The following is a 17030-nucleotide window of genomic DNA, read 5'->3' as shown; positions in this document are numbered from 1 at the left end:
ACATCCTGGAGAGATGAGCTTCGACATGGACGCAGCCCCCAAGGGATCGAGACAGTCCGCCCCTTCCACCGCCGGCGCGCGGGTCACGCTGGCGATGCTGTGCTTCGTCTATGTGCTCAACTTTCTCGACCGTCAGCTGATCTCGATCCTGGCCAAGCCGATCCAGGACAGCCTGAAGATCACCGACGGCCAACTGGGCATGATCACCGGCTTCTATTTCGCCCTGTTCTACTGCTTCATCGCCATCCCCGTCGGCTGGCTGGCCGATCGCACCAGCCGGGTGAAGGTGCTGTCGCTGGCCTGCGCGCTGTGGAGCGCCGCCACCGCCGCCTGCGGCATGGTCGGCGGCTATGGGCAACTCGTCGTGGCTCGCATGTTGGTCGGGGTCGGCGAAGCCGGCGGCGTGCCGCCGTCGTACGCCATCATCTCCGACTCCTTCCCGCGCGAGCGGCGGACCACGGCCATGGCGATCTTCAACCTCGGCCCACCGCTGGGTTCGGCGCTGGGCGTCGCCTTCGGCGCATCGCTAGCCTCGAGCTTCAGCTGGCGCATCCCGTTCTATGTGATCGGCGCGGTTGGCGTGGTCACGGCCCTGGCGGTCTATCTGATCGTGCGAGAACCACGGCGCGGGCAAATGGACGAGGCCGTCCCATCAACTCGCGGCGATGGGCCGGCGGCCGGCCTCTTCACGACCATCGCGCAGTTCTTCGGCAATCCGCTGCTGGCCATGGCGTCGCTGGCCAGCGGGGCCGGCAACTTCATCACCTACGGCGTGCTCAACTTCGCCACGCTGTTCCTGATGCGCGAGAAGGGCATGCATCTGGCCGACGTCGCCATCTGGTACGCCCTGGTCGTGGGCGTGGGCATGGGCGCCGGCATCTACGCCTCCGGGCGGATTGTCGATCGCTTCGCCACGCGCGGCAAAGCGGCCTATGCGACCATCCCCGCCGCCTCTCTGATGCTGGCCCTCCCCTTCTTCCTCGGTTTCGCATGGGCGCCGACCTGGCAGCTATCCCTGCTCTTCCTGCTGGTTCCCATGTTCCTGAACTCGTTCTTCCTGTCGGCGACCGTCACCTTCGTGCAGGGCGAAGTCGCGCCCGAACGGCGCGTGATCTCCGGCGCCCTGCTACTGCTGGTGATGAACCTGATCGGTCTCGGGCTCGGTCCGACCTATGTCGGCATGCTCAGCGACCATTTCCGCCCCACCCACGGCGGACATGCCCTGCAAGCCGCCTATTTCGCGCTCGCGCCGATGTACCTGATCGGCGCGGCGCTATTCCTGATCCTCGCGCGCCTGATCCGCCGCAAGGAGCGCGCCCTGGAAGGAAGCCCGTCATGAAAGGTCTCCCGCGCCTGCTGGCCACCGCCTTGGCCGCGTCTGTCATGGCCTGCGCCGCGGTTCCGGCTTTCGCTGCGCCAGCTGACACGCCTGTCGTTAATGCGCCCGCCGGTTCGGTGATGGGCCTGCGCGAGGGCGGCGCCGAGGTGTTCCGGGCGATCCCCTACGCGCTGCCGCCACTCGGCGAGCGTCGCTGGCGTCCGCCGGCGCCGATGCCCCGCTGGACGGGCGTTCGCACGGCGCAGGCGATGGGCGTGGCCTGCATGCAGCCGCCCATGGCGGCCGGCCCCTATGATCGCGGCAAGACGCCGATGTCGGAGGACTGCTTGACGCTCGACGTCACCGCCCCCGTCAACGCGCGCAAGGCTCCGGTGATGGTCTGGATCCACGGCGGGACCCTGATCTGGGGATCGGGCCATTCGAAGATGTACGACGGCGCGGCGTTCGCCAAGCGCGGGGTCGTCCTAGTCTCGATCAACTATCGCCTGGGCGTGCTCGGCTACCTGGCCCATCCGGAACTCAGCAAGGAATCGAGCGACGACACCTCCGGCAACTATGGACTGCTCGATCAGATCCAGGCGCTGCGCTGGGTGCGCGACAACGTCGCCGCCTTCGGGGGCGATCCCGGTAACATCACGATTTTCGGCGAGTCGGCCGGCGCGCTCAGCACCGAACTCCTGCTTGCCTCGCCCAAGGCGCGCGGCGCCTTCGACAAGGCGATCGTGGAGAGCGGCTATCTCTTCACCATGCCCGAGTTGCGCGCCAAGCAAGGCGAGGAATTCTCGGCCGAGGCCATCGGCCTCTGGCTCACGGCCCAATTGAAGGCGCCTGACGTCGCGGCGCTGCGAGCCATGGACGCCCAGCGACTGGTCGATGCCTCCGCGACGGCCGGCTATGCCCCGAACGGCACGGTCGACGGGAAGGTCCTCAAACGCCAGCTCGTCGACACGTTCGACCACGGCGAGCAGGCTACCGTGCCGCTGATGGCCGGCTTCAACAGCGGCGAGATCCGCACGCTCCGTTTCCTGGCCCCGCCTATCCCGGCGAGCCCGGCGGCCTATGCCGATGAGATCAAGGAACGTTATCGCGATCTGGCCGACGACTATCTGCGGCTCTATCCCGCCAGCGGTGATCTCGCCCAGAGGGGACTGGACAGCACGCGCGACGCCGTCTTCGGTTGGACGTCCGAGCGCCTGGTGCGCAAGCAGGCGTCCCTCGGCCAGCCCGCGTTCCTCTACTATTTCAGCCACAGCTATCCGAGCGCCGACGCGGCCGGCCTGACTGGCTTTCACGCCAGCGAGGTGCCCTTTGTCTTCGGGACAATCACCGAAACCCCGCCAGCCTGGCCGGCGATCCCCGACACGGCCGCTGAGCGCCACCTCTCCGACGCGATGCTCGACTATTGGACCAGCTTCGCGCGAAGCGGAAAGCCGACGTCCGAGCGCGGTCCCGCCTGGAGCGCTTTCGGCGCCGACAGCGCCTTCATGACCTTCGCCGACCGTCCAAAGGCGTCGACGGATTTCATGCCGGGCATGTACGCCCTGCACGAGCGGGTGATGTGTCGACGCCGAGCCTCCGGGATCCAGTCCTGGAACTGGCGCACCGGCGGGATGGCGCCCGTGCTCCCGCCACAAGCGCCGGAGTGCGCGTCGCCGCGATGAAGAGCAATTCTTGCCGACGGAGCGAGCCTCTAAGCCAGAGGACTGACAGGGCGACATCGCCTTCAGAGGGCGGCGATACGCTCCAGAGCGGCCAGCATCCGCTCGGGCTCGAGGTCGCCGAGGGCGTCTAGGACCTTACGGCCATGTTCGGCGTGCGCGACCTTGGCCTCGCGCAACAGCGCCTCGCCTTCCGACGTCAAGCGAAGGGCGTAGGCGCGGCGGTCATCCGCGACAGGTCCCCGCCGCACCAGCCTGCGAGCTTCCAGCTGGTCGATGATGGTCACCAGATTGGGACGCTGGATCCGCAGCACATCGCCGATGGCGCGCTGATGCAGGCCCGGCGTGGCTTCGATCACCAGCAACACCGACAGATCGGTAACACGCAGATCGAAAGGTTTCAGGGCCGCCAGAAGATCCTTGAAGACCGCGACCTGCGCCAGGCGGAGCAGAAATCCAACCGTGGTTTCCAGTCCCCCCAGCGATACGCCCTCGCCGGTCGGCGCCACACGCTCACCCGCGTCGATCATTCCTGCTTCTTTCCCGCCACTCCGGCCTTCCTATCACAACGGGCGGATTCGCGCCGTGGTCACCCAGCGGCGTTCGCGCAACAGCGTTCGTCGAAAGTCTCGCTCGCCGACATTGGCCAATTGATCCCAGCATACAATCATGTTCCATAATAGTTAGTACTCATAACAAAGTGCGCGTTGACGGCGGACGCTCGGGGGTTCGTCGAACCAAAAAACATCGACGTACCAGGAGGAAACAGATGCCCAGGAATGGGAATATCTCCAGGCGCCTGCGCGCTGGGGGACTGCTGATCTGCGCCGCCACGGGCGCGCAGGTCATCGCCTCGCCCGCCGCCGCGCGACAGGCCGAAGCGCCGACCGTGCAGATCGAAGAGGTGGTCGTCACCGCGCGTCGCCGCGAGGAGCGTCTGCAAGACACGCCCGTCGCCGTCACAGCCCTCGCGGGCGAGGCGCTGCAGAGCCGAGGTGTCGACAGTGTCGACCAGATCGCCAAGTTCGCTCCCAGCATCCGCTTCGATGGCGCGGCGGCGCTGAGCGGCGGCAATTACAACGCCACGGTTTTCATCCGCGGCGTGGGCCAGAACGACTTCGCCATCTTCAGCGACCCCGGCGTGGGCGTCTATGTCGACGGCGTCTATTACGCCCGCTCGATCGGCGGCACGCTGGACGCCTTCGACGTCAGCCGCATCGAGGTGCTGCGCGGACCGCAGGGCACGCTGTTCGGCAAGAACACCATCGGCGGCGCAGTGTTGATCACCACCGACCAGCCCAAGAACACGTTCGGCGGCCAGATCGAGGGCGTCACCGGCAGCTATGACCGACTGGACGTCAAAGGGCATGTCGACATCCCGCTTGGCGAGAAGGTCTCGGCGCGATTGTCGGCGGCGCGCCTGACGCGTGACGGCTACGGCAAGCGCCTGCTCACCGGCGATGATCTGGGCGACCGAAACGCCACGGCGGCGCGCGCGCAACTGCTGTGGGAACCGTCCGACAAGGTCACTGTCAGCCTGTCGGCCGACTACACCCGAGCGCGGGAGCATTCGGCGCCGCAGAAGCTGCTGGTCATCGGCGCCGTTCCGGGTTTCGCGATCGGCCCCTTCATGGGCAACTTCAACACCTATGTCGCCCCAGGCCTGGGGATCACCGCTCCGAACGGGGCCAAGTCGCTGAACACCTCGTTCCTGACGGACAGCCCCTTCACGACCTATGGCACGGGTCCCAACATCAACGATCTGGATCTGTGGGGCGGTTCGGCGACCGTCTCCTGGGACCTCGGCGGGATCACCTTCAAGAGCATCAGCGCCATGCGTGGCCTCAAGGCGACCTTCGCCCGCGATGGGGACAACACGCCCTTCACCTTCCGCGAGACCTTCAACCACGACGTCCAGGCCCAATACAGTCAGGAATTCCAGTTCAGCGGCCTGTCGTTCGATGACCGCCTGACCTGGGTGACCGGCGCCTATGTGTTCCGCGAGCGCGGGACCGACTCCGGCTACGCCAAACTGGCGCTGGGCCTGGCGCCGGGCGCCTCGCCGCCGCCCTACAGCCCCTCGGCGGCGGTCTACACCAAGGTGACCAGCACCACCTACGCCCTGTTCGCTCAAGGCAGCCTGACCCTGACCGACCGGCTCAGCGCCACGCTCGGGGCCCGCTACAATCGCGACGAGAAGGACTACGTGCTCGATCATCGCCGCATCCGTGACGGCGGCGTCATCGCCCAGGTCAGCCCGGGCGGGTCGTGGAACTCGTTCACGCCCAAGGTCGGCCTGGAATTCAAGGCCACGCCAGACGTCCTGCTCTATGGCTCGGTCGGAAAGGGCTTCAAGAGCGGCGGCTTCAACGCTCGTCCGCTGAACGACGCCAGCGAGGTCACCGAATACCAGCCCGAAACGCTGCTCACCTATGAAGCCGGCGCCAAGACCGCCTGGCTGAACCGTCGCCTGATCCTCAACGTCGCCGGCTACTACAGCGACTATCAGGACATCCAGGTCACGGTGAACCAGACCCCGCGCAACTTCGTGGCCAACGCCGCGGCGGGCAAGGTCAAGGGGGTCGAGGTCGAGCTTCAAGCCCGACCGACCGCCAGCTGGAGCTTCAATTTCGGCGGTGGCTACATGGACGCCAAATACACCGAGGTCGGCGCGGGCCTGGCCGCCGGACAGGTGTTGCCGATCACGCTGGCCACCCACTTCGTCAAGGCTCCGAAATGGACGCTGAACGGCGGCGTCGAATACGGCCATGACCTGCCGGGCGGAGGCCGCCTGACCGCTCGGGCCGATTGGACGCACTACAGCACCGTCTACAACGACGTCGCCAATGATCCCGACCTGACCCAACCCGCCTACGACCTGTTCGGCGCCCGGCTGGCCTACGCCTCGCCGAACCAGACGTGGCAAGCGGCGTTGTTCGGTACGAACCTGTCGAACGAGCGCTACATGGTGTCGGGCAACGCCTCCAGCGGCTTCGGGCTGAAGGAAGCCAGCTTCGGACGCCCCCGTGAATGGGGCCTCAGCCTGAGCCGCCGGTTCTAGGCTGGGGCGCCCTCCGCCGACTGTCGTGCTCGATCCATCCGATCAGTCCTTCGGATCGGAGATGACAGGCCGTCCAGGCGCTGGCGGTTCCCGCCAGCGCCCCTCCCTCACGACCTTTTAATTCCCCATGGTTGCCCAGATATCGGCTATGCGGCGTCACACTGGGCTCACGGAATCCCGCACCACCAGCCGGTAGTCCAGCTTGCGTGAATGTTCCTGTTCACGGAATCGCGCGTCGCCAAAGCGCTTGATCAAGAGGTCCACCGCCGCCTCGGCCATCTCGGCGATAGGCTGGTGAACCGTGGTCAGGGGCGGCCAGGCCGATGCGCCGTTCGGAGCATTGTCAAAGCCCACGACCGAAAGTCGATCTGGAACCGGCACGCCGTGTTTCGCCGCCGCCGCGAGCACGCCGATGGCCATCTCGTCATTCCCCGCGAAGATCGCCGTTGGCGGCTCCGGCAGAGACAGCAGCGCGTCGCCGGCCTTGAAGCCGGACATGCCAAAGAAGTCGCCCGACGCGATCCAGGCGTCGGGAACCGCCACGCCGCGCTCAGCCATCGCCCTCAGGTAGCCTTGGCGCCGCTGGATGGCGGCGCGATGATCCTCCGGCCCGGCGACGAAGGCGATCCGTCGGTGGCCCATTTCCCACAGAGACAGGGTCTGTTCGCGCGCCGCGCCTTCGTCGTCCATCCAGACATAGGGCGCGCGATCCAGATCGGCGTTGGGGGCCATGCGGACATAGGCCAAGTCCGCCGCCTCGACCGCCTCCAGGATCCGCGGATCGTCGCAGAGCGGCGGCGTCAGCACCAGGCCGTCGAAGGTGGTGTTGCGGAGGATGGCAGTAACGGCCTCGGCGTCGAACACGCCGTCCGGCGTTTCCACCTGTTCAACCACGAGTTGGTAGCCGCCACGCCGCGTCGCCCGCAGCGCGCCGGTCTGCACCTCGCCGACATAGTGATAGCCGCCCAGGCGCTGGAAGATCACGCCGATCAGATAGCTTCGGCGGCTGGACAGACTGCGGGCCGAAGCATTGGGGCGGTAGCCCATCTTCTCGATGACGGTCTCGACACGGGAGCGGACCTCGGCGCTGGCCCCCTCCTCGCGATTGAGGACCCGCGACACCGTCTTGATCGAGACGCCCGCTTCGCGCGCGATGTCGACGATCGTCACGCGCTTCTGGTCGTTCCTTGTCATCGACCCAACCTCTAGCAGGATTTGCAGGGCGGCGTGTCTCGCGGCGAAGACCTTCTGCAGCGTCCACGGCAAAAGTCGTGACACGCGATCAGAGCGCCCCGCTTAGTGCGGCTGGGGACGATAAGGCTTGCCCTGTTTCTGGGCCTCCAGCTTGGCGGGCGAGTCCGGGAACAGTCCGTTGTAGCGGTCGACGGGGTTGGCCGGCCGCAGCCAGGTTTCGGGGAACTCGGCGGCCTTGGCGCCGGCCAGGCTGCGGAACACCTGGCCCTGGCTGGTGCGCTCGGTGAACGGCACCACCGTCTGGCCCTTGGCGTTGGTCAGTTGCTGATACAGCGCCTTGCGCAGCTCGATCTTGGCCTGGAGATAGGCCGGATCGTCGATGAGGTTGGTCATCTCGTCCGGATCCTTGGCCAGGTCGTACAGCTCATCCAGGTCCCAGACGCCGTGGTACTGGATGTACTTCATCCGCCCCCGCTCGATGGCGAAGGTCGTCGGGGTCTGGGGGAAGGTCCATTCCCAGTAGTATTCGTAGACGAAGTCCTGCTCCTTCCAGTCCTGTGGCTTGACCTTGCCGCTGGCCAGGGGCAGCACGCTCTGGCCCTCGAACTGGGCCGGACGCGGCGCGCCGGCGGCGTCCAGGAAGGTCGGGGCCAGGTCGAGGTTGCGCACCCGGTTGTCGATCACCGCGCCCTTGGCGAAGCGTCCCGGCGCATAGGCGACCATCGGCACCCGGATCGAGGCCTCGTAGGCGTCGCGCTTGTCGATCAGCCCGTGCTCGCCGAACTGGAAGCCGTTGTCGCTGAAGAACACCACGATGGTGTTGTCCTCCAGGTGGTTGTCGCGCAGGTACTTGAGGATGCGTCCGACGCTGTCGTCCACGGCGCTGAGCCCGCGATAGTACTCGCGCATGTAGTCCTTCAGCGGCCGGTCCTGGTTGTAGAAGAAGTCCACCCCATGCCAGCTGTTGCGCTGGTTGCGCACCCACATCGGCTTGCCGCGATTGTTCTCGGGCGTGTCGGCCATGCTGGTCGGCAGCTTGATGTCGAGATCCTTGTACTGGTCGGCATAGCGCTCGGCGGCCTTGACGTCCGAGTGCACGGCCTTGTGCGACAGATAGAGGAAGAACGGCTTGGACTTGTCGCGGCCGTGCTCCAGCCAGTCCATGGAATAGTCCGTCAGTTCGTCGGTGATGTAGCCCTTCTGCGCCGTCTCCTTGCCGTCGACATTGAGCATGTTGCGCTGGCCGGCCGCCACCTGCTGCGGGGTCAGGCCGTCGGTCGGGAAATAGTTGCCCTGGCCCAGGAAGCTGATCCAGCGGTCGAACCCCTGTCGCGGCCCGTCATTGGCGTCGCCCATGTGCCACTTGCCGACGAAGGCGGTCTGGTAGCCGGCCGCCTGCAGGTATTTCGGAAAGAAGGTCAGGCCCGCTTCCGAGGAATTGTTGTTGTCGATGACGCCATGATTGCGCGCCGTCATCCCGGTCAGGATCGTCGCGCGGCTGGGCGAGCACAGCGACGAGGTCACCACCGCGTTGGGGAAGTAGACGCCGTTGCGGGCCAGGAAGTCGATGTTGGGCGTCTTCAGGCCCGGGTTCAGGAAGCCCATCGCGTCGAAGCGCAGGTCGTCGACCAGCACGAACACGATGTTGGGATGGCTCGCAGGCGGCGGCGGAGGCGGCGCCGGCTCGGCCCGCGCGCCCACCGCGCACGCCGTCGCCAGCAAAGCCGCGCCCAGTGCGCGAAGGGTCGAGAGCATGGGTTTCATTTCCGGGTCTCCTGAGGTGGCGCGGCGCCTTCTGGCGGCCTACGCCTGCATCTTTCTTCGGGCTGCCAGCGTCGGCGGCTAACCGCCGCCCTTCATCGCCCGCCGCATGCGCTCCAGGTCGAAGAGCGGCTTCCCGGGGTCGTAGACGCCATCCAGCACGGCCTCGAGATAACGGGACGCATCCCGGACATACTGTTGCTCGCTCCGCGCCGCCGCTCGGATCGCCGGCAAGGCGGGTTTCGGGTCGGGAACATAGGTCAGGGCGTTCACCGCCTGCAGGCTCACGGCGGCCGTTTCACCCGGCGCCATCAACGAAACCAGGACGGCGACCGCCTCGGGACCGTGACCGACATGGGCTGCAGCCTCCGCTGCGGCGATCCGCACTGGTTTGGACGGGTCGTCCCTCATCACTTCCAGCAAGCGGCCGGCCGCCGGCGCCGCGTCGGCGCCGAGGATCAGCAGTCCCGTCGCGGCCCAATATCGGATCACCGGATTGGCGTCCGAGAGCTTGGCCTGCAGAAACGGGACGGCCTTGGCGTCGCGCCTGCCCGCCGTGGCGGCCAGCGCCATGATGGCCTGGAGCGGATAGGCGCCGGGCGCGCGGCTGGCCAGGTAGCCCTCGGCTTCCCCGCCCTCCGGAATGAAGCCGTTGTCGTTGATGGAAAGCATGTGCGCGTCGAGGGCGCGGCGCATGCGCTCGATCCGCGCCGCATGGGCCGGGTCGGCGATCCGGTTGTCGATCTCGTCGCGATCGACCGACAGGTCGTAGAACTCCTCGTACGGCCGCGGCTGGAAGAAGCGCTCCTGGATCGGGTTCAGCTTGCCGGCCAGATGCAGGCGGTCCAGATCCTGATAGCCCTTGGCCAGCCACTCATAGGCCTGGTTCTGGCCGTTCGGGCGATGCGGCATGTAGTTGCGGATGTAGCGGTAGCGGCCGTCCGTCACCGTGCGCACGAAGTCGTAGCGCTCATCCATCCGGTTGCGCATGCCGAACACGTAGCGGCGCTCAGTCTTCGAACCGCGGCCCATCAGCGGCTTGCCGTTCATCGTCGCCGGCTGCGGGACGCCCGCGAGCGCCAGCAGGGTCGGGGCCAGGTCGATGAAGCTGACCGGCGCATCGATCTCGCCGCCCGGCGCGGCCGGCGCCAGATGCCGCCACTTGGGCGGCACGCGCACGACCAGGGCGCAGCGCAGGCCTTCCTCGTAGCAATAGCGCTTGGACCGCGGCAGCGTCCCGCCGTTGTCGGAGTAGTAGAAGACGATGGTGTCGTCGGCCAGGCCGTCGGCTTCCAGTTCGGCCAGCCGGCTGGCCAGCTCGCCGTCCATCCGCTCCATCAGATTGTAGTAGCTGGCGTAGTCCTGGCGGATCCCGGGCGTGTCCGGGACATAGGCCGGCAGCGTCACCTCCTCGGGCTTCACGCGACCGGGCGTGGGATCGAACAGCCGGGACTCGTGGGTGGTCATGGTGTTGAAGACGGCCATGAACGGCGCGCCCTGGGGGCGGCCGCGCCAGTGGGCGGCCTTGCTGCTGTCGTCCCAGATCCGCGCCGGGTCGACGTCGCAGTTGTAGTCGGTCTTGTCGTTGTTGGTGACGTAGTAGCCGGCCTGGCGCAGCAGTTCCGGATAGGTCTTGAGCATCGCCGGCAAGGCGGCGCGGGCCCGCATGTGGTTGGCGGGCGCGCACGCTTCCGGATAGACGCCGGTCAGGATGCCGAAGCGCGACGGCGCGCAGACCGGGGCGTTGCTATAGGCGTGACGAAAGAGGACGCCTTCCCGCGCCAGCTTGTCGATCGTCGGCGTGTGCGCCAGACGATCGCCATAGGCCCCGATGAAGGGATTGTTGTCCTCGCTGACGAACCACAGGATGTTCGGCCGGGCGGGCGCGGCCCGCGCCACGCCGCCCACGGCCGTCCCCGCCAGCAGGGCGGCGCCGCCTCGCAGCAGCCGCCGCCGGGTATGCTCGCCCTGTCGCGAGGCGCCTACGCCGTTCTGGACCATCACCGTCACTCCTCCCGCCGCCCGCTGTCGATCGCCGGCGCGCCCTTGTTCTTTATTCGCCGATGTCGAACGGCTTCATGCCGCAGCCGACGACCGTCGGGTCGCCGCCTTCCTTCGTCGGCTTGCGGCCCTTGCACCACGGGAAGCGGACCGGATCGAACGGCCGCTTGTCGGCGTCGACGATCGCCTTGAGCTTGCGGTAGCGGCGTTGTTCGTCGCTGCTCAGGCGGGTCGTGTCGATCGGCGTCTCGACGTCATGCTCGAGGTTGAGCGCCACATAGCGGCCGTCCGAATAGAGCTTGCGATCACGGTCGAAAGCGAAACCCACCGGCTTGAACACCCAGGTCGGCGCATAGTGCTGGTAGATCGCCTCGCGCACCGCCGGGCGCTCGCCGCGCGCCACCGGCAACTGGCTGACCCCGTCGATCTGCCAGGAGACCGGCAGCTGGGCGGCGTCGGCGATGGTCGGCAGCACGTCGGCGAAGTCGGTCAGGCCGGACCTTCGCACGCCCGCCGGCATGTGGCCGGGCCAGCTCATCACCATCGGCACGTGGGTGCCGGTCAGGGTCGGAAGGCCCTTGCCGCCGCTCACTTGCTGGCCGTTGCGGATCGAGTAGATGCGCTGGTTGGTGCCGTTGTCGGCGGTGAACACGATCAGCGTCCGTTCGCGCAGGCCCAGCGCGTCGACCCGGTCCAGCAGCTTGCCGACAAGGTCGTCCATGTACTGCATCATGCCGCGAAACTTGGCCTGCTCGCCCTCGGCGTCCAGTTTGCCCGGCACGCCGACGAACGGGTCGTGCACCAGCACCATGGGATAGTAGAGGAAGAAGGGCTTGGCCTTGTTGGTTTCGATGAAGTCGATGGCCGCCTGGTTCGCCAGGTCCGGTCCGAAGCCTTCCTCGTGCAGCTTGGGCTGGCTGTTGGCCCACAGGGTCGGCCCCCAGTAGCGGGAGCCCCGCGAGGGACCCGACTTCAGCTGCCACAGCAGCGACTCCCTGAATCCCGCGCCTTCCGGCGAGATCCCGACCCGGTCGTCGAAGCCGTTGCCGCTCAGCTGCCACTTGCCGATGATCGAGGTCGCGTAGCCGGCGTCGGAGAACAGGTTGCCGAAGGTCTTTTCGCCCGGGCTCAGGAAGCCAAAGGCCTCATAGTTCTTGGCGTTCTCTCGGGCCGTCATCAGGCGTGTGCGGCTGGGTGAGCACAGCGGCGTGGCGAAGGCGCTGTCGAAGGTGACGCCCTCATTGGCCAGGCGCTCCAGATTGGGCGTGGCGATCGAACCGCCGTACAGCCGGAAGGCCTCGACCCCGACATCGTCGGCCAGGATCACGATGACGTTCGGCGGCCCCTCCGTGCGCGCGACCGCCGCCCCACGCGCCGGATTCGTCGACGACGCGCTCTCCTGGGCGACGGAGCCTATCGGCGCGACCAGCGCGGAAGTCGCCAGCAGCGCCGGCAACAGGGCCTGCCGCGCAACGCGCGCGAGCGTGCGGCGGATCGCGCCGGGTTTGGCTATCGTCCTGGTCACGCGAAATCTCTCCCCAAACATTTCATTGATCGCCGCCGTCCATCAGTCCGTGCGGGCGCCGCGGACGACGCATCGAAAGCCGATATGGCTTGTGGAACTGTCGATCGGCTGGCCCTGCCGGGCCGCCGGGCGATACCGACGGCAGTAGTTCTCGGCGCACAGATGCGAGCCGCCCTTGGTCACGCGGCGCGCGATCTTCATGCCCGGCGCGTGCGGGTCGTAGCTGTCGCCCTTGGCGCCGCCGCGCGGATTGGACACGGCGCAGCAGGCCGATCCCTTCTTCTTCTCGACGGCCTTGGGCTGGACATACCAGTCGTGCGTCCACTCCCACACGTTGCCGATCATGTCGTAGAGGCCGTAGTCGTTGGCCGGAAAGCTGCGGACGGGGCTGGAGGTCTCCCACCCGTCCTCGGCGGTGTTCTCGACCGGAAAGGCGCCCTGCCAGTAGTTGGCCAGCATCCGGCCTTCCGGCGCCAGTTCGGCGCCCCATTGATAGGCCCGGCCGTCGTCATGCCCGCCGCGCGCGGCGAACTCCCACTCCGCCTCGGTCGGCAGGGTCTTGCCCGCCCACTCGGCATAGGCCTTGGCGTCCTGGTGGGTCACGTGCACGACGGGATGGTCGTCCAAGCCCTCCAGCGAGCTGTCGGCTCCCTGCGGATGGCGCCAGCTGGCGCCGACGCAAAACTGCCACCACTGCGTCCAGTCGTTCAGGCCCACTGGACCGACCGGCTTGCGGAAGACCAGCGATCCCGCATGAGCCATCTCCGGATCCAGCCCAGGATAGTCCTTCGGGTTCGGCGGCGTCTCGGCGAAGGTCTTGTAGTTGGTGTCGGCCACGAACGCGGCGAACTGCCGGTTGGTCACCGGCGTCGGGTCGATCCAGAAGGGATCGACCTTCACACGCCTCAGCGGACGCTCCTCGGGATAGAAGCTCTCTTCCCCCATGGTGAAGGCGCCGCCCGCAAGGCGGATCATGCCTTCGGTCACCGGTGCGGATTTGAGACGTGTCCTCATTGTCGAGCGTCCTAGTCGGGCAGGAAGGCGTCGCGATAGCGATCAAGCTTGCGAACGTATTCAGGCCCCTCGCCCAACGGAAGCGCGCCATAACGCTTGGCTTCGCCCCACCAGGCGGCTTTCAGCTCTTCCAGCTTGCGCGGCATGCTGGCGGCCAGATCGCGCGCCTCGGCGGGATCCGCCTTCAGGTCGTACAAGGCCCAGCGATCGTCCTCGAACCGCGTCCCGAGCCGGTGGACGGCCACCGCGCGCCAGCGTCCCAGACGGATGGCGCGGTTGCCCCTCAGCTCGAAATATTGGACGGGGCGAGGATCCGGCGCCGAGGACGACTTGAAGGTCGCGGCGATCGACCGCCCTGCCACCGGCAACTGCGCCTGTCCGTCGAGCGTCCCGGCGAACCGCGCCCCGGCCGCCTCGACCAGGGTCGGGGCCAGGTCGATGATGTCCACCGCTTGGCGCCGCACCGCGCCCGCATCGCGAATGCCCGCCGGCCAGCTGGCGATCAGAGGCGTGCGCACCCCGCCCAAGTGCGGCCAGCCCTTGTAGCGACGGTAGGGCGTGTCGCTGAGCATGGCCCATGGCCGCTGATAGCCGATGTGGTGGGTCTGAAGCGCGTCGAGATCCGCCGCCAGCTTGGCGACGTCGGCCGGCTTGGGCGGATAGAGCTGGTCGAAGCTGCCAGGCTGTCCCGCCTCGGCTGAACCGCCATTGTCCGAAATGACCAGGATCAGCGTGTTGTCGAGGCGCCGCGTATGGCGAAGATGCTCGACCAAGCGCCCGACCTGCTCGTCGGCATGGGTCAGGAAACCCGCATAGGTTTCCATGTAGCGGGCATAGACCTTGCGCTCGTCATCGCTCAGATCGGCCCAGCGGCGATCCCCGCTGTTGGCGGCCGGAAGGGCGCAGTCCTCGGGCAGGATCCCCATCGCCTTCATGCGCTTGAAACGCGCCTCGCGCAGCGAGTCCCAACCCGCGTCGAAGCGGCCGCGGTAACGGTCGACATAGGGCTTGGGAACCTGCAGCGGCGCGTGGGTGGCGCCGAGCGCCAGGTACAGGAAGTACGGCTTGTCCTTGGGCGTCCCGTCGATCGCGGCGATGGACTCGTCGACGATCGCCTTGGAGAAATGATAGCCGGGCGCGTCGGGCTGGCCGATCGCTTCGTTCTGGCGGATCAGCCTGGGCCTATACTGATCGTCCCAGCCCATCTTGAAGCCGTAGAACCGATCGAAGCCGACCTGCAGCGGCCAGTGAGCGTTGTTGCCCGGCAGCCCATCCTCCCAGACCGGGGCGAGGTGCCACTTGCCCATGGCGAAGGTGGCGTAGCCCGCGCGGCGCAAAGCGTCCGGCAGCATCTGCGCGTCCCGGCGCATGACGCCCGGCGTGGTCGCGCTGCGCGCTTCGGCGCCCGGCCCTTCGCCCGCCGCCAGATCGGCCATGTTGACCGTGTGGCCGTTGCGCCCGGTCAGGAGGGCCGCCCGGGACGGCGAGCAGATCGCCTTGGTGTCGAACGCGGTGTAGCGCAGGCCCGCCTTGGCGAGCGCGTCGATCGCCGGGGTCTCGATCTCGGAACCGAAGCAGCCGAAGTCCGAGAAGCCGAGATCATCGAACACGATGACGACGATGTCGGGCTTGTTCCGGCCGGCCGCGCCGGCCGGGCCGGCGACCACCAGGCTCATGGCCGTTCCGGCCATGAGCCCTCTCAGCCAGGTCCGGCGCGTTGGAGATGGGCGCCGGATCATGGATCGAGCCTGGCCTGGCACGCCGTGCCGACCGCCTTGGCCAGATTCGGCGGCATGTGCAGGCAATCGGCCGCGGGATCGTAGGCCAGCGGCTTGCGCCGGACCTCGACATCCTTGGGCAGCATGGCGCTGAGGCGCGCGATCACCGCGGCATTGGCCGGGTCGTCGACCAGGTTGCGGGCCTCCTGAGGATCCTGCTCGACGTTGTAGAGTTCGCGCCCCAGCTTTCCCGCCTGCCACTCGGTGTAGCGCCACGGGCCACTTCGCACGCTGCGCCCGCCGGCGATCTGGCTGAAGGCGGGCTTGTCCCAGGCCTTATCGCCGGGGTCCTTCAGCAGCCCGGCCATGCTGGAGCCTTGGTTGGCGGCGACGGGCTTGAGCCCGGCCAGGTCGACGAGCGTGGGGAACAGATCGACCAGCTCGACCAGCTTGCCGCTCTGGCCGCCGTTCCCGGCCATGCCGGGCGCCCGAATGATCAGGGGGACGCGCGTCGACTGTTCCCAGAGGACGTTCTTCATCCACTGATGATGCTCGCCAAGCAGGAAGCCGTGGTCGCTGACGAAGACGACGATGGTGTTCCGATCCAGACCCCGCGCCTTCAGGGCCTCCAGGATCCGGCCGACCTGGGCGTCCATGTACGAGGTCGAGGCGTAGTAGGCGCGGATGAAGGCCTTCTGTTCCTCGGTGTTCATGCCGAAGTCGTCTGGCGACCAGGCGCTGGTGATGTCCAGCGGCTTGGTGGCGTCCTTGACGGGCGTCGTCGCGATCGAGGCCTGGGGATAGCGCTCGAAATAGGCCTTGGGCGAGATCTCCGGCGTGTGCGGACGATAGAAGCCGGCGGCGATGAAGAACGGCTGGCCGCCGGTCTTCTGGCGCGACAGCAGCGCGATCACGTCGTCGGCCACCTTGCCGTCGGTATAGGCGTTGTCGGGACCGTCGCCGTCCAGCCAGCCCAGGGTCGAGCCCCGTCCCAGACCAGGCGTCAGATTGTGCATCTTCGGTTCGAGCGGCAGGTCACGGCCGGCGGGGTTCAGCGCCACGTTCCACGACTGCGGATCGTCAGGTCCCGCATGGCCGACGCCGCTCGGCACTTCCTGGTGGAAAATCTTGCCCGAGCGCGCCGTGAAGTAGCCGCTCTGGCGGAAGTACTCGGGCAGGGTGACGAGGTCGGCGACCTTGTTGCGGAGTGGCGTGTGCAGGTCCAGCACACCCACCGCGGAAGGACGCAGTCCGGTCAGGAACGAGGCTCGGCTGGGCGCGCACCAGGGAAACTGCGAATAGGCTTGATCGAACCGCACGCCTTCGCTGGCCAGCCGGTCGATGTTCGGGGTCAGCGCCGCGCCGCCATAGGTTCCAAGGCGCGTGTTCAAGTCGTCGGAGATGATCAGCAGGACGTTCGGACGTCCCTGCTCGGCGACGCGCGCCGCCGTCGGCGTCCGTGGCGCCGTCTCGGCCGCCTGGGCCACGGCGCCGCCCGAAAGCACCTGAACCGCCAACAACGCCGAACACGCGACCAGCAGGCCGCGCAGCCGCCGGCGGCGAGGTGGCGAGCTTACACCGAGCGCCGAATCCTTCATCTTGTCGGCCTGTGAAGCCATGGCGACTTTCCTCCCTCGCCCTTTTGGGTTAACGCTAAACCAGATGCTCCCGCTGTCAACCCGCTTTTCCCTGGCGACCATCACGCTCTGGATTTCAGCAGGGGTTTCCAGCACGATATCGGCGCGGGTTGGCTCGCGCT

11 protein-coding genes are annotated in these 17030 nt (G+C 67.3%); 3 read left to right on the top strand and 8 right to left on the bottom strand.

What is annotated here, in order from left to right:
- Positions 1-13: 13 nt before the first annotated feature.
- A complete protein-coding gene (locus MZV50_RS11240; RefSeq protein WP_252634669.1) occupies positions 14-1339 on the top strand; it encodes a spinster family MFS transporter in 1326 nt (441 codons plus the stop codon).
- Positions 1336-3000: a carboxylesterase/lipase family protein gene (locus MZV50_RS11235; RefSeq protein WP_252634668.1), complete on the top strand. Its 1665-nt coding sequence runs from the start codon at positions 1336-1338 to the stop codon at positions 2998-3000. The genes MZV50_RS11240 and MZV50_RS11235 overlap by 4 nt, the downstream gene beginning before the upstream one ends.
- 62 nt (positions 3001-3062) lie before the next feature.
- On the opposite strand, the gene MZV50_RS11230 is transcribed toward MZV50_RS11235, so the two are convergent.
- Positions 3063-3527 carry a MarR family winged helix-turn-helix transcriptional regulator gene (locus tag MZV50_RS11230; protein ID WP_252634666.1) on the bottom strand — a complete coding sequence of 155 codons (465 nt, stop codon included), beginning with the start codon at positions 3525-3527 and terminating at the stop codon, positions 3063-3065.
- Positions 3528-3766: 239 nt separating this feature from the next.
- Between MZV50_RS11230 and MZV50_RS11225 the strand changes: the two genes are divergently transcribed.
- Positions 3767-6058, top strand: coding sequence for a TonB-dependent receptor (locus MZV50_RS11225; RefSeq protein ID WP_252634664.1), 2292 nt, complete (start codon positions 3767-3769; stop codon positions 6056-6058).
- A 156-nt stretch (positions 6059-6214) separates the two neighbouring features.
- On the opposite strand, the gene MZV50_RS11220 is transcribed toward MZV50_RS11225, so the two are convergent.
- The 7 genes from MZV50_RS11220 to MZV50_RS11190 form a co-directional block, all read right to left on the bottom strand.
- Positions 6215-7252, bottom strand: coding sequence for a LacI family DNA-binding transcriptional regulator (locus MZV50_RS11220; protein ID WP_252634663.1), 1038 nt, complete (start codon positions 7250-7252; stop codon positions 6215-6217).
- Between the two features lie 102 nt (positions 7253-7354).
- The gene (locus MZV50_RS11215) at positions 7355-9016 is read right to left on the bottom strand and encodes a sulfatase family protein (protein WP_252634661.1); all 1662 of its coding nucleotides are present in this window, start codon (positions 9014-9016) and stop codon (positions 7355-7357) included.
- Between the two features lie 78 nt (positions 9017-9094).
- Positions 9095-11014, bottom strand: coding sequence for a sulfatase-like hydrolase/transferase (locus MZV50_RS11210; RefSeq protein ID WP_252634660.1), 1920 nt, complete (start codon positions 11012-11014; stop codon positions 9095-9097).
- 52 nt (positions 11015-11066) lie between these two features.
- Positions 11067-12539, bottom strand: a complete 1473-nt coding sequence (locus MZV50_RS11205; protein ID WP_252634658.1) for a sulfatase-like hydrolase/transferase — start codon at positions 12537-12539, stop codon at positions 11067-11069.
- A 42-nt stretch (positions 12540-12581) separates the two neighbouring features.
- Positions 12582-13514: a formylglycine-generating enzyme family protein gene (locus MZV50_RS11200; RefSeq protein WP_252634656.1), complete on the bottom strand. Its 933-nt coding sequence runs from the start codon at positions 13512-13514 to the stop codon at positions 12582-12584.
- A 50-nt stretch (positions 13515-13564) separates the two neighbouring features.
- Positions 13565-15244: an arylsulfatase gene (locus tag MZV50_RS11195; RefSeq protein WP_252634655.1), complete on the bottom strand. Its 1680-nt coding sequence runs from the start codon at positions 15242-15244 to the stop codon at positions 13565-13567.
- 44 nt (positions 15245-15288) lie between these two features.
- A complete protein-coding gene (locus MZV50_RS11190; protein ID WP_252634654.1) occupies positions 15289-16890 on the bottom strand; it encodes a sulfatase in 1602 nt (533 codons plus the stop codon).
- Between the last annotated feature and the right edge of the window lie 140 nt (positions 16891-17030).

Source organism: Caulobacter segnis, assembly GCF_023935105.1.
Classification (GTDB): domain Bacteria; phylum Pseudomonadota; class Alphaproteobacteria; order Caulobacterales; family Caulobacteraceae; genus Caulobacter; species Caulobacter segnis_B.
The sequence above is the reverse complement of the archived record's forward strand: the minus strand, read 5'-3'. Positions and strand labels throughout refer to the sequence as shown.

Excerpts from the sequence above, each read along its gene's own strand:
- MZV50_RS11195 (WP_252634655.1), bottom strand. The coding sequence starts at position 15,244 with ATGGCCGGAACGGCCATGAGCCTGGTGGTCGCCGGCCCGGCCGGCGCG.
- MZV50_RS11200 (WP_252634656.1), bottom strand. The coding sequence starts at position 13,514 with ATGATCCGCCTTGCGGGCGGCGCCTTCACCATGGGGGAAGAGAGCTTC.
- MZV50_RS11230 (WP_252634666.1), bottom strand. The coding sequence starts at position 3,527 with ATGATCGACGCGGGTGAGCGTGTGGCGCCGACCGGCGAGGGCGTATCG.
- MZV50_RS11225 (WP_252634664.1), top strand. The coding sequence starts at position 3,767 with ATGCCCAGGAATGGGAATATCTCCAGGCGCCTGCGCGCTGGGGGACTG.
- MZV50_RS11235 (WP_252634668.1), top strand. The coding sequence starts at position 1,336 with ATGAAAGGTCTCCCGCGCCTGCTGGCCACCGCCTTGGCCGCGTCTGTC.
- MZV50_RS11210 (WP_252634660.1), bottom strand. The coding sequence starts at position 11,014 with ATGGTCCAGAACGGCGTAGGCGCCTCGCGACAGGGCGAGCATACCCGG.
- MZV50_RS11215 (WP_252634661.1), bottom strand. The coding sequence starts at position 9,016 with ATGAAACCCATGCTCTCGACCCTTCGCGCACTGGGCGCGGCTTTGCTG.
- MZV50_RS11220 (WP_252634663.1), bottom strand. The coding sequence starts at position 7,252 with ATGACAAGGAACGACCAGAAGCGCGTGACGATCGTCGACATCGCGCGC.
- MZV50_RS11190 (WP_252634654.1), bottom strand. The coding sequence starts at position 16,890 with ATGGCTTCACAGGCCGACAAGATGAAGGATTCGGCGCTCGGTGTAAGC.
- MZV50_RS11240 (WP_252634669.1), top strand. The coding sequence starts at position 14 with ATGAGCTTCGACATGGACGCAGCCCCCAAGGGATCGAGACAGTCCGCC.